We start from the raw sequence: 13,094 nt of genomic DNA, 5'->3' as shown, positions 1-13,094 counted from the left end.
ATAAGTTGTGAATGCGGAAGTTTACTGATTGTCAGTGTAAGTGCCTGGTATTGTTGTTTTTATAATCTAATGCTTGGGAACAGCGTAAGTTGGGGGATGTCCTTGATGATATGTATAATGGACAAACTCCATCGAGAAATAAAAGTGAATATTGGAACGGAAATATAAAATGGCTGTCAAGCGGAGAATTAAATCGTGGAACAGTATACGACAGCATAGAAATGATAACAGAAGACGGTCAAAAATCAGCCAATTTACGGATAGTTCCTAAGGGTACTTTCATAATGGCTATTACAGGTCTTGAAGCGGCTGGAACCCGTGGAAACTGCGCATTACTTGGGTTTGATACAACACTCAATCAGTCATGTATGGCATTGTTTCCAAAGAAAGATTTGCTTACTTCGGATTTTTTATTTCAATGGTATAGAAAAGTCGGAGAAGAGTACGGGCTTAATTATACTCAGGGAACGAAACAGCAAAGCTATAATGCTGAACTAATTAAAATACTACCGATTTCATTGCCTTCGGTAGCTGAGCAGAAAAAAATAGCTTCTTATTTGAGCCACATCGACCACCTCATCACTCTTCACCAGCGCAAGCTACCATTCACCCGAATACTACGAAAATACACCAAAATCACAAAGGAGACAACGCAAATGTCTGAATTAGAGAGAATATTAGAAGAAAAACTGATCGAACAACTTGTTTATGGAGATTCTCAGTGGACATACCGTAAGGATCTGAAAACAGAGGAGGATCTGTGGGAAAATTTCAAATATATCCTGGAACAGAACAATAAGGATCGATTAAACGGAGAACCGTTGTCTGATACAGAATTTGAACAGGTAAAAAATCAGCTGCAGTTTTCTTCTTTTTATAAGGCTGGTGAGTGGCTTGTCGGTGAAAATGGTAAAGTTCAGGTTCATGTGCAGAGAGATACCGAGCGTTTGCATCTGGTAGTTATGAATCATGAGCATATTGCGGGAGGTAGCAGTGTTTATGAGGTCATCAATCAGTATGAAGCGTTGAAAAGTGATGAAGATGCAGGCATTTCGGAGCGTGACAGAAGATTTGATGTGACTTTGCTTATCAACGGTCTTCCCATGATACATATTGAGCTGAAAAACAAGCAGCATTCCTATATGGAGGCATTTCGTCAGATAAAAAAATATATCGGAGAAGGCAAGTTCACCGGTATTTTTTCAGCAGTACAGATGTTTGTGGTAAGTAATGGAGTAGACACCAGATATTTTGCAGCAGCCAGTGATACAGAGCTGAACGAGAAGTTTATGAGCGGATGGGTAGATAGGGAAAATAAGCCGGTATCGGATTATCTTGATTTTGCAAAAAGTGTACTTCGTATTCCGGAAGCTCATGAGATGATCGCAAGATATACTGTTTTGGATAAAGATGCGAAACGACTGATTCTTCTTCGACCATATCAGATTCATGCGATTGAATCCATACGGGAAGCATCCAAAACTACAAAATCCGGCTATGTATGGCATACAACCGGCTCCGGAAAAACGTTGACTTCATACAAAGCAACAAGGAATCTTCTTATGGATATTCCTTCTATTGATAAAGCAATCTTTCTCATTGACCGAAGAGATTTGGACACACAGACAACCATGGCATTTCAGGCTTATGCCAACAATGATTCCATTGATGTTGATGAAACCAGCAATGTAACAGATCTGAAAAATAAACTGAAGTCCGGCGACCGGCAGGTAATTGTAACAACGATACAGAAGCTGCAGATACTGATCAGTAAGCGAATTATAGAAGATACACCAGAATACAGAAAAATTAAAAATCTTAAAATCGCTTTTGTAGTGGATGAATGTCACAGGGCTGTCACACCAAAAACCAAAAGAGAACTGGAACATTTTTTTGGAAGATCTTTATGGTATGGATTTACCGGCACGCCAAGATTTCCGGAAAATCCATATCCACAGCTGGGAGATCTGCCACGTACAACGAAGGATCTGTATGGGGAATGTCTTCACAAATACACAATACAGAATGCGATTCATGATAATGCTGTACTGGGCTTTCAGGTGGAGCATAATGGACCGAAACAGATTACAGATGAAACCGATACCAGTGCATATGATAATGAAGCTCATATGTTGAAAGTGCTGGATGTTATTTTGAATAAATCTTATTATAAGCTGGGATTTCAGAACGGAAAAGGAGAAACCTATGAGGGACTTCTTACAACAAGTTCCATTCAGTTGGCACAGAAGTATTATGATCTTCTTTTAAGAGTAAAAAAGGGAGAAACGTCGCTGAAGATCGATGAGAGAATCCGACAGGTGCTTCCGGATTTTCCGAAATTTGCCATTACCTATTCAGTAACAGAAAATGAAGAAGGTTCCCACGTAAATCAGCAGAAGATGCAAAGATCATTAGATGAATACAATAGGATGTTTGGAACAAAATATGAGCTTTCTCAGATCCAGAGCTACAACGGAAATCTGAATAAGCGTCTTGCGCGCAAAGATGCAAAATTCAAAAGCCGAAACGAACAGCTGGATCTGGTTATTGTTGTAGATCGACTGTTGACGGGATTTGATGCTCCGTGTCTGTCCACAATTTTTATTGACAGACAACCCATGGGACCCCATGATCTGATCCAGGCATTTTCCAGAACAAACCGTATTTTTAACAGAAATAAAACCTATGGACAGATCGTAACCTTTCAGGCACCGAAATTATTCCGGAAAAGTGTGGACGATGCCGTAAAATTATATTCTGCCGGCAGTACAGGCTCAACATTTGTAGCAGATTGGGAAGAAGTGGAACCGGCCTTTCGTAAGGCACTGGCAGCTTTACGTATTTCAGCAGAAACACCGGATGAAATAGCGGATATGTCACTGAAAGAGAAGAAGGTGTTTGTAAAAATATTCCAGAATTTTGACCGACTGTTTGCACAGCTGAAATCTTTTACAAAATATGAGGATAGTATGCTGGAGGAATATTGTATTACTCAGAAAGAATACGAGGATTATGCCGGGTATTATCAGAATGCAATGGAAGAAATCCGAATCGCAAACGGAGATGGAAAAGACCAGCCAGGGGATGATGAGACGCAACCAGCAGATTTGGATTATGAGTTAATGGCGTACAGTAACACCAAAATTGATTATGAATATATCATTAATCTGATCCAGAATATTGTTACACCGGATGAAGATTCAGAAGATAGTTCACCGGAAGAACGTCAAAAGCGTATAGATGAGGTTAAGCAATATGTCTGTGAATTGCAGAAAACAAACTCTAAGGTAGCAAAAATCATGACAGATCTGATCTATGAAATTGAAATGGATGACAGAAAATTCAGGGGAAAATCCATTCTTAATATAATGGAAAAAATGAAATATGATTGCATTGATAAAGTGGTTTCGGATTTTTGTACAACCTGGTATGCATCAAAAGAAGATGTAATGTATGCGGCCATGCATTACAGAAATGGAAAGATACCTAATGAAAGCGTGATCAAAGATACTATTAATTATGCAGAGTATAAGGCAGCACAGGAAAAACCTTTGCCAAAATTTAAGTATAATCGGCGCTGTATAGAAGAATTAGGTAAGATCCTGGATGAGGAAATAAAGCCGCTGATCAATATTGCATAATATACTGTAATTGCTTATATCAGTGTAAGTGATTTCTGGAAAGGAATAACCTATGCAGAATGATGTAAACAAAAAACAGCTGTTTTACGAGTATTATCATCAATGGATAGAAGTATACAAAAGAGGTGCAATCAGAGAAGCGACAATGGCAAAATATCTGATGACGTTGAAATGGGTAAAAAAACTTGCTCCGAATCTGCAGGTGTCGGAACTTACCCGGACAACGTACCAGAAACTGCTTAATGACTATGCCAGGGAACATGAAAGACAGACAACACTGGATTTTCATCATCAGCTGAAAGGTGCGGTTCTGGATGCGGTAGACGAAGGTCTCATTGAACGTGATCCAACCAGAAAGGCGATTATCAAAGGAAAATCACCAGGCGCAAAGAAGATAAAATATCTTAATCAATTTGAACTTCATACCCTGATCGCACATCTGGACATTGGGGAGCAGGTAAATTGGGATTGCTTTATCCTTCTGGTTGCAAAGACTGGCATGCGTTTTTCGGAGGCACTTGCCATCACACCGGCAGATTTTGATTTTGCACGACAGACTTTATCTGTAAGTAAAACCTGGGATTATAAAGGTGATGGTGGATTTCTACCAACAAAAAATAAATCATCTGTAAGAAAAATCCAGATTGACTGGCAGATCGTAGTTAAGTTTTCGGAATTGATAAAGGGACTTCCCCAGGACGAACCGATTTTTGTAGGCGAAACAAAGATATATAATTCTACAGTAAATGATGCACTGACCAGACATTGCAAAGAATGTGGAATATCGGAAATATCGATTCATGGACTCAGGCATACCCATGCATCATTACTGTTGTTTGCCGGGGTATCCATTGCCAGTGTGGCCAGAAGACTGGGGCATGCCAGTATGACAACAACACAGAAAACATATCTGCACATTATTCAGGAACTGGAAAATAAAGATGTGGACCTGGTTATGCGAACTCTGTCCGGTTTATAAAGTATTATATTAATAAAAATCATGAAAATGTTGTCTGTTATAGAGTTACATAGCAAATAAGGATTGCAGATATGCGTCTGACAAAAAGAAATACTTACGCTGATTGAAAAAAGAACCTGTAAAAAGTGAATCAGATAACACTTTTTTACAGGCCCTTTTTTCACATTAATTCCGGAGCTGCTATAAATTGTAGCCAATCAGTAATTGTAGGCTCCCTCATAAGCATTGCATCGTTCCTTCCGATGTCCCTGCTCTACACAGGAGCTGCACCGGTCACAAAATTCCTGTTCATAGCAGGTAGAACAGACACACCCTTTACAGGCATCCCGGTCATAAGCCGGCGTGCAGGTAAAAGGAAGAGTATTCTTCGTAGTTTCCGTACTCATAAAGATCACGCTCCTTTTTTTTATATTATAGACCTGTCAAAGAAGCGTTTCAATACAAATCTTACCGGGAGGAACTCCACCGTCCGGAAGCTCCGCAAGGAAGCACCAGCCCACTCTCCGTCACAGGAAGTCCGATCTCCTGTGACTCCACATTACCCTTCCAGGGCTTCAGCTCCGTAGCAAGCATATAAGTCAGAACAGCCGGTGCAAGACCTGTAGTATAGGAATTTACCAGGAAAAACAGCGGATCATCACTGAGGATCTTCGTACAAAGCTTGATCAGCGGATGGATCGCATCCTCGATCTTCCAGATCTCGCCCTTAGGTCCGCGGCCGTAAGAAGGCGGGTCCATAATGATCGCATCGTAATGATTTCCTCTGCGGATCTCACGCTCTACGAACTTCACGCAGTCATCCACAAGCCAGCGGATCGGCGCACCGGAAAGTCCGGAAGCAGCAGCATTCTCTTTTGCCCAGTTCACCATACCCTTGGAAGCGTCCACGTGAGTAACGGAAGCGCCGGCAGCAGCTGCAGCCAGAGTAGCGCCGCCGGTATAGGCAAAAAGATTTAAGACCTTGATCGGGCGTCCCGCATTGCGGATCTTTTCACCGAACCAGTCCCAGTTCACAGCCTGCTCCGGGAAAAGTCCTGTATGCTTGAAGCTGAAAGGCTTCAGATTAAAAGTGAGGTCCTTGTAATGGAGCTCCCACTGATGAGGCAGATCAAAGAACTCCCACTCACCGCCGCCACGGCTGCTTCTGTGATAATGTCCGTTCATATGCTTCCAGCCACGGTTTTTGCGGGGAGTATCCCAGATTACCTGCGGGTCCGGACGAACCAGAAGATAATCCCCCCAGCGCTCCAGCTTTTCTCCTTTTGATGTATCAATAACTTCATATTCTTTCCATCCATCTGCAATCCACATGATGATCAATACCTCTTTCATAATAGTAAATTTATAAGATATATATAGCATTTTTATATAGCATTTCCGGAGATTACTGTACCAGATCCGGCTGACCGGGACATGAATCCATAAAAACGCCATAATAATGTTTTTTCCAGTATAGAGGAAAAATGGATGCTGTGCAAGAGAAGTGCAGAATTTTCCACGAAAGATTTGACAACAGCGCTTTTACATACTAAAATGTACGCAGAGATTTTCTGCCGGGGCAGAGGATTCCCGCTTCCGTGAAACTGTGGCTGTTTTTTGCGGAAGAGATTTTGCAGAGAATTCCTGACAGACAGAAATCGTTAACAGAAGAAACACAGCAACCGCAGATATGAAACTGTGCACAAAAAGAGGAGAAGCAAACTTATGAAAAAATATTGTGAGATGAGCAGGGAAGAGCTACTCGATTTAAAGAAAGAACTCGACCGTGAGTTCGACGAGATCAAAGCCGAAGGTCTGGCACTGGATATGTCCCGTGGTAAACCTGCACCGGATCAGCTTGATCTTTCCATGAAAATGATGGAAGTACTTGCAGGGGATGCAGATCTGAAATGTGAGACCGGTGTGGACTGCCGTAACTATGGAGTCATCGACGGAATCCCGGAAGCCAAGAGACTCCTCGGTGAGATGTCAGAGGTAGAGCCAGAGAACATCATCATCTATGGTAACTCCAGTCTGAACGTAATGTTCGATACCATTGCACGTTCCTATTCCCACGGAGTAATGGGAAATACACCATGGTGCAAGCTTGACAAGGTGAAATTCCTCTGTCCTGTACCAGGATACGACCGTCATTTTCGTATCACAGAATTTTTCGGCATTGAGATGATCAACATTCCGATGTCTCCGGAAGGCCCGGATATGGACATGGTTGAGAAATATGTCAATGAAGATCCGGCAGTAAAAGGAATCTGGTGTGTTCCGAAATATTCCAATCCGCAGGGCTACACCTATTCCGAAGAAACAGTTAAGCGTTTTGCGCATCTGAAGCCGGCTGCACCGGACTTCCGTATTTACTGGGATAACGCTTACAGCATCCATCATCTTTATGATGACAATCAGGATTTCCTTCTTGAGATCCTTGATGAGTGTGCGAAAGCAGGAAATCCGGACATTGTTTATAAATTTACTTCTACCTCCAAGGTAAGCTTCCCTGGTTCCGGTATCGCAGCAGTTGCTGCATCCAAGGCGAACCTGGATGACTTCCGCAAATACATGACTGTACAGACCATCGGACACGACAAACTGAACCAGCTTCGTCACGTTCGTTTCTTCAAAGATATCAACGGACTGCATGAGCATATGAAGAAACACGCAGACATCCTTCGTCCGAAATTCGAGCTTGTTCTCGCAACACTGGATAAAGAGCTTAACGGACTTGGAATCGGTGAGTGGACCAAACCGCATGGTGGATATTTTATTTCCTTTGATTCTATGGAAGGCTGTGCGAAAGCCATCGTTGCCAAAGCAAAAGAAGCAGGCGTTGTTATGACTGGAGCAGGCGCAACCTATCCATATGGAAAGGACCCGAAAGACAGCAATATCCGTATTGCACCAAGCTACCCAAGCGTTGAGGAGCTTGGCAAGGCAGCAGAGGTATTTGTTCTCTGTGTGAAGCTTGTAAGTGTGGAAAAACTTCTGGAGAAATAAATCGATCACATCAGACTGCCCGGTATTTCAGCACGCGTAATACCGGGCAGTCATAACTATTGGAGAGAGCTCATGGATGAGGAAAAAGAAAAAATGAAAACGGGCAAAAAGTTGGTCATTGCACTGATCATGATCCTGCTGATCCTTACAGCAGGGGCTTATGGATATGGTGTACACTATTTTACAGATCATTTTTTGCCGGGATCTCAGGTGAATGGTTTTAACTGCTCCTATAAAACTGCAGATGAAACAGAAAAGCTTCTTGCAAAGGAAGTGCAGGCATATGTTCTTACCGTTGATACAAGAAACAACGGAAAAGAGAGCATTACCGCAAAAGAAGCCGGCCTGGTCTACAAGCCGGATGGCGGAGCCAAAAAGCTGATCAAGAAACAGGACCGGTACAAATGGTTCCTTGCTTTTAATCAGAAGAAAAAATATACACTGGCAACGGATACTGCTTATGAAGATCAGAACAAGCTGACAGAGGCTGTGAAGAATCTGAAATGCATGCAGAAGGACAATATGGAAAAGCCTGAAGACGCATGCATTAAGGATAATGGCGAAACCTACGAGATCCAGCCGGAAAAAGAAGGAACGACCCTGGATACAAAAAAGGTTCAGAAGGTGATCCGTGCAGCTGTTTCCGCAGGAGACAAAGCAGTCAGTCTGGAAAAGAAAAACTGCTACAAAAAACCATCGATATATAAAGACGATGAAGCTCTGAAAAAAGACTGTGATCAGATGAACAAGCTTACCAGCTGCGTGATCACCTATGATTTTTCGGACCGGTCTGAACAGCTTGACCGAAATACCATCAAAGACTGGCTGGTCAGGGACGCAAACGGAGATTATATAGTAAACAAAGACCAGGTTGCAGCTTATGTGAACAGCCTGGGATACAAATATGATACCTTTGGCTGCACGAGGACATTTACCACCTACGATGGCCGCCAGAAAACCATCAAGGGCGGTGATTATGGATGGGCTATCGATCAGACCGCAGAGACTGAATGGCTTTATAATGCCATTCTTGCAGGAACCACAGAAGTGAGACAGCCGGCTTATGCTTACAGTGGACTTTGCAGAGATACCAATGATATCGGAAATACATATGTAGAGATTGACCTGACCAACCAGAGAATGGTATTCTATAAAGACGGACAGCTTCTGGTAGATACACCGGTAGTTACCGGCTGTGTCCGAAAGGGCCATTCCACACCAACCGGATGCTTTGCACTGGATGCCATGCGTTCACCGGCAGTTTTGAAGGGACCTGGATATGCATCACCGGTTACATACTGGATGCCGTTTTCCGGAGGAGTCGGAATCCATGACGCAAGCTGGCGTTCACAGTATGGTGGGCAGATCTATATCACAAATGGTTCTCATGGCTGTGTAAACACCCCGAAGGATAAGGCGGCAATCATTTATAATAATATTAGTGTAGGAGTACCGATCGTAGTTTATGAATAAGAGATTAAAAGAAATATTAAAAGAATACGAAGAAAGAAAACACAAGATCATCAAGGGAGATGAAAGTATGAATATCGTTGTATTGGCAGGCGGAACCAGTACAGAAAGAGAGATTTCCATCGTAACAGGAACAGGTGTCTGCAAGGCACTTCGTAAAAAAGGCCATAATGCCATTCTTGTAGATATTTTCTGCGGACTGGAGCCGGTGGACTGGGATGAGCCCTTTGGAGATAAAGATTATGAGGTAGATTCTGCGGCAGAGTATATGAGAAGCTTCGATGATGATATCGAAGAGATCAAACGCACAAGAAGAAGCTTTTTCGGACCGAATGTACTGGAATTGTGTCAGGCAGCAGACATTGTATTTATGGGACTTCACGGTTCCAACGGAGAGGATGGAAAGGTTCAGGCAACCTTCGATCTCCTGGGAATCCGTTACACAGGAACCGGATATTTAAGCAGTGCCCTTGCTATGGATAAGGGTCTCACTAAGAAGATCTTTCTCATGGATCAGGTACCGACACCGAAGGGCGTTTCCATGCTGAAAGAAAACTGCACAAGAAACATCCATGATCTTGGTATGGAATTTCCTGTTGTTGTAAAAACATGCTGCGGTGGTTCAAGCGTAGGTGTTTATATTGTAAATAATCAGAAAGAATATGAGGATGCCATTGATGGTGCTTATTCTTATGAAGATGAGGTAGTTGTTGAAGAGTATATCAGGGGCCGTGAGTTTTCCGTTGCAGTTGTAGACGGAAAGGCTTATCCGATCATCGAGATCGCACCGAAGCAGGGCTTTTATGATTACAAAAACAAATATCAGGCAGGCTCCACAGTAGAAACCTGTCCGGCTGAGATCTCACCGGAACTGACTGAGAAAATGCAGCATTATGCGGAAGCTGGCGCAAAGGCTCTCTGCATTGAAGGCTATGCACGTTTTGACTTCATGATGAAAGAAAACGGTGATATGTACTGCCTGGAGGCAAACACACTTCCGGGAATGACACCCACCAGTCTGATCCCGCAGGAAGCAAAGGTCCTGGGAATCGACTATCCGGACCTCTGTGAAGAACTGATTCGCATTTCTTTTAAGAAATACAGAAAATAAAATATCTGACCGTAACTCCTCCTGTTGACAGGAGGAGTTTCTGGCAAAAGAAAGGATTTTATTCATGAAAAATCTTACATTGGAAAATATCACAAAAGTCTGCAATGGTATTTACCACGGCCCGCAGGAAAAACTTCAGGAGGAAGTGACTGCGATCACAACTGACAGCCGTAAGGTGGAAAAAGGAGGTCTTTTTGTACCGGTAGTAGGAGAGCGTGTGGATGCTCACCGTTTTATCCCGCAGGTAATGGAAGCAGGTGCACTTGCAACCTTATCCGAGAGAACTCTTGAAGGAGCGGATCATCCGTATATCCAGGTAGGTTCCTCCCTTCAGGCAGTAAAAGACATTGCGGAGTTTTATCTGGAGCAGCTTGATATTCCTGTTGTGGGAATCACAGGAAGCGTTGGAAAGACCAGCACAAAAGAGGTGATCGCCTCTGTGCTGAAGGAAAAATACCGTACACTGAAAACCCAGGGAAATTTCAACAATGAGCTGGGACTTCCACTGACAGTATTCCGCCTTCGTGATGAAGATGAGATCGCAGTTCTGGAAATGGGAATCAGTGATTTCGGTGAGATGACCCGTCTTGCAAAGATCGCAAAACCGGACACCTGCGTGATCACAAACATCGGAACCTGTCATCTGGAAAACCTTGGGGACAGAGACGGCGTCCTGAAGGCAAAAACAGAGATTTTTCAGTATGTGAAGAAAAATATCGTACTTAACGGTGATGATGATAAGCTCTCCACAGTAAAGGAATACAACGGTATGCAGCCAGTATTTTTCGGAAACGGAGAAAATGCTTCTGTTACCTGTGAAAATGTGGAAAGCCGTGGACTGAAGGGAATGAGCTGTGACATCTGTCTGAAGGGAAAAATGGCAGAGAACGGAGAGCTCCAGATATTTCATGTAGATATTCCAATGCCGGGACGTCATATGGTATCCAATGCGCTGGCAGCAGCAGCTGTGGGCAGACTTTACGGACTGAATGCAGAGCAGATCAAAAATGGCATCGAAAGCCTGGAACCGGTCAGCGGAAGATTCAATATGATCGAGACCGATAAATTCATGATCGTAGATGACTGCTACAACGCAAACCCCATGTCCATGAAGGCTTCCCTGGATGTTCTTCAGGATGGACTTGGAAGAAAGGTTGCCATCCTTGGTGATATGGGTGAGCTTGGAACTGATGAAGCTGCACTTCATGAAGGTGTAGGCGTTCATGCAGGTCAGTGCAGGATCGACGCATGCATCTGCGTAGGACCACTTGCAGCCCATATCGCGGAAAAAGCATCTCAGACCAATCCGGACCTGACAGTCATCCGGGAAAAAGATCTGGAAAGCCTTCTTAAGAACCTGAACACATATGTGAAACCTGGAGATACCATCCTCGTAAAGGCTTCTCACTTCATGAAATTTGAAAATGTAGTCAAAGCACTGCAGGAAATGTAAAAAGACCGAAAACAGGGGCAGCATTTGACGAACGAAAATTCTTTCCAGTTAAGTTATATAGAAGTATAATATTCCTAAGGCGATGAGCAGTGCAGCTATAGAACGAAAGTACGCTCAGGCACTGTGCGGCAGTGAAAAAGGGAGGGCTTATGCTGGAGATGATCATGAAGCTGAACATCCCGCTTTACGTCATGACATCCATGGGATGTATCGGCGGTCTGGGGATGCTGGCAACAAACCTTACCTACCGAAGAATGATCCGAAATACGCAGCGATTACAGAATCTGAAAGAAAAATGGCTGAACCTGTGGAAGTCAAGGGACAGGCTCTGGCATCGGATGAACCGATTTGTGTGGTATCCGTCACTGTTTTGTACATTTCTTCTGGGACTGTCTGTTTTTCTCAACAGCAGACTGGGATACAGGGAAGGATTGCCTATGCTTTATCTCTATATAGGGGCAGCAGTGCCGGTAGTACTGCTTCTTCTTCGTCAGGCATTGGACTTTTCTTATAAGGAAGAGCTTGTGATGGCTTCTCTTGCAGATTATGTGGAACAGGTCCGTACCTGGGTAGAGGAAGTACCGGTCGCAGAAAAACCGGATCCTGTTTTGCAGGAAGAGATCGTAGATAAGATCACCAGAAGTATCCGTCAGACGGCTGCTACCGGAAGCCACTTCAGCAAGATGCTTTCTCCGGAGGAGGAAGAGATCATGCGGGAGATCATACGGGAATTTATGAATGCAGAGTAAAAACATATCCCGGTATATTTGAGAAAATACAGAAATGTACACAAAGATATTCCGGAATAAGGAAACCGGATGCAAAAAAAACTCTCCGGCAGATACGATTCTCTGTATCCGCCGGAGAGCTTTTTTATGTATGCAGTTGTGTAAGATAAGGAATTTATCAGCTATACCTTATCACCCCATGGAGATCGGGCCGCCACGGAGCTTGCCGGCTGTGGTGATCCTCTTGATCGCAACCATGTAAGCTGCCATACGGAGCGTTACATTTTTCTCCTGGCTGAGAGCATAAACTTCATTAAAGGCAGTAAGCATGATCTTCTGAAATATACCTCCCAGATTGGGAATTTTTAAAAAAAGAGAACGCAGGATAAGCATTCGTGGCTTTCCTGCGTCCTTTTATATGTTATTCAGTCTTCCTCGATCACCTGGATCTCCAGGTAGTCGAACTCAATATGTTCAATGAAATTATCCTGATAAAAACGGGCCTTATCATGCTTTTTGAAATCCCGCACTGTGGCATCCAGCCAGATAGGATTTCCCAGATCCATCTGATAACAGATTTCCTCAAGTCCGTGAAAGATCTTGTGGGTTCTGGTATCATCGCTGTCATCACAGACAACGGTGTCCTGAAGCATGCGATTGTCTTTCCATATTTTTCCCCATAAACGAAACATAAACAGTACCTCCGTATTGAAACTGTCACAGC

The 13,094-nt window shown here is 43.3% G+C and carries 11 protein-coding genes and 1 pseudogene; 8 read left to right on the top strand and 4 right to left on the bottom strand.

The genetic code is table 11. The features are described from left to right. Positions 1–86: 86 nt before the first annotated feature. The 3 genes and pseudogenes from DW694_RS17190 to DW694_RS08155 form a co-directional block, all read left to right on the top strand. Positions 87–587: pseudogene (locus DW694_RS17190) on the top strand (restriction endonuclease subunit S); the annotation flags it as partial. A gap of 69 nt (positions 588–656) precedes the next feature. Continuing rightward, positions 657–3,641: an HsdR family type I site-specific deoxyribonuclease gene (locus tag DW694_RS08160; RefSeq protein ID WP_270426797.1), complete on the top strand. Its 2,985-nt coding sequence runs from the start codon at positions 657–659 to the stop codon at positions 3,639–3,641. Positions 3,642–3,693: 52 nt separating this feature from the next. Then, positions 3,694–4,620, top strand: coding sequence for a site-specific integrase (locus DW694_RS08155; RefSeq protein ID WP_118623222.1), 927 nt, complete (start codon positions 3,694–3,696; stop codon positions 4,618–4,620). A gap of 197 nt (positions 4,621–4,817) precedes the next feature. Here DW694_RS08155 and DW694_RS08150 read toward each other — a convergent pair whose 3' ends face one another. Continuing rightward, complete coding sequence (locus DW694_RS08150; protein WP_118752841.1) at positions 4,818–5,006, bottom strand: hypothetical protein; 189 nt, start codon at positions 5,004–5,006, stop codon at positions 4,818–4,820. Between the two features lie 61 nt (positions 5,007–5,067). Beyond that, a complete protein-coding gene (locus DW694_RS08145; protein WP_092069884.1) occupies positions 5,068–5,931 on the bottom strand; it encodes a class I SAM-dependent methyltransferase in 864 nt (287 codons plus the stop codon). Between the two features lie 393 nt (positions 5,932–6,324). Here DW694_RS08145 and DW694_RS08140 point away from each other — a divergent pair, with 393 nt between their 5' ends. The 5 genes from DW694_RS08140 to DW694_RS08120 all read left to right on the top strand — a co-directional run bounded on the left by DW694_RS08140 (position 6,325) and on the right by DW694_RS08120 (position 12,391). Further along, positions 6,325–7,608 carry a hypothetical protein gene (locus tag DW694_RS08140; RefSeq protein ID WP_021651427.1) on the top strand — a complete coding sequence of 428 codons (1,284 nt, stop codon included), beginning with the start codon at positions 6,325–6,327 and terminating at the stop codon, positions 7,606–7,608. 72 nt (positions 7,609–7,680) lie between these two features. Beyond that, positions 7,681–9,081 carry a L,D-transpeptidase family protein gene (locus tag DW694_RS08135; RefSeq protein ID WP_118752840.1) on the top strand — a complete coding sequence of 467 codons (1,401 nt, stop codon included), beginning with the start codon at positions 7,681–7,683 and terminating at the stop codon, positions 9,079–9,081. Beyond that, positions 9,074–10,189: a D-alanine--D-alanine ligase gene (locus DW694_RS08130; protein ID WP_330575605.1), complete on the top strand. Its 1,116-nt coding sequence runs from the start codon at positions 9,074–9,076 to the stop codon at positions 10,187–10,189. The genes DW694_RS08135 and DW694_RS08130 overlap by 8 nt, the downstream gene beginning before the upstream one ends. 64 nt (positions 10,190–10,253) lie before the next feature. Beyond that, complete coding sequence (gene murF, locus DW694_RS08125) at positions 10,254–11,642, top strand: UDP-N-acetylmuramoyl-tripeptide--D-alanyl-D-alanine ligase (protein ID WP_118752839.1); 1,389 nt, start codon at positions 10,254–10,256, stop codon at positions 11,640–11,642. A 149-nt stretch (positions 11,643–11,791) separates the two neighbouring features. Then, a complete protein-coding gene (locus DW694_RS08120; RefSeq protein ID WP_118512691.1) occupies positions 11,792–12,391 on the top strand; it encodes a hypothetical protein in 600 nt (199 codons plus the stop codon). A 171-nt stretch (positions 12,392–12,562) separates the two neighbouring features. On the opposite strand, the gene DW694_RS08115 is transcribed toward DW694_RS08120, so the two are convergent. Together DW694_RS08115 and DW694_RS08110 are read right to left on the bottom strand one after the other, a co-directional pair. Beyond that, a complete protein-coding gene (locus DW694_RS08115; protein ID WP_021651433.1) occupies positions 12,563–12,763 on the bottom strand; it encodes a hypothetical protein in 201 nt (66 codons plus the stop codon). Between the two features lie 32 nt (positions 12,764–12,795). After that, a complete protein-coding gene (locus tag DW694_RS08110; RefSeq protein WP_015526267.1) occupies positions 12,796–13,062 on the bottom strand; it encodes a hypothetical protein in 267 nt (88 codons plus the stop codon). Between the last annotated feature and the right edge of the window lie 32 nt (positions 13,063–13,094).

The organism is Ruminococcus sp. AM26-12LB (assembly GCF_003480785.1).
GTDB classification, from domain to species: domain Bacteria; phylum Bacillota; class Clostridia; order Lachnospirales; family Lachnospiraceae; genus Blautia_A; species Blautia_A fusiformis.
Note: the sequence above shows the minus strand (reverse complement) of the source record. Positions and strands in the feature narration are given on the sequence as shown.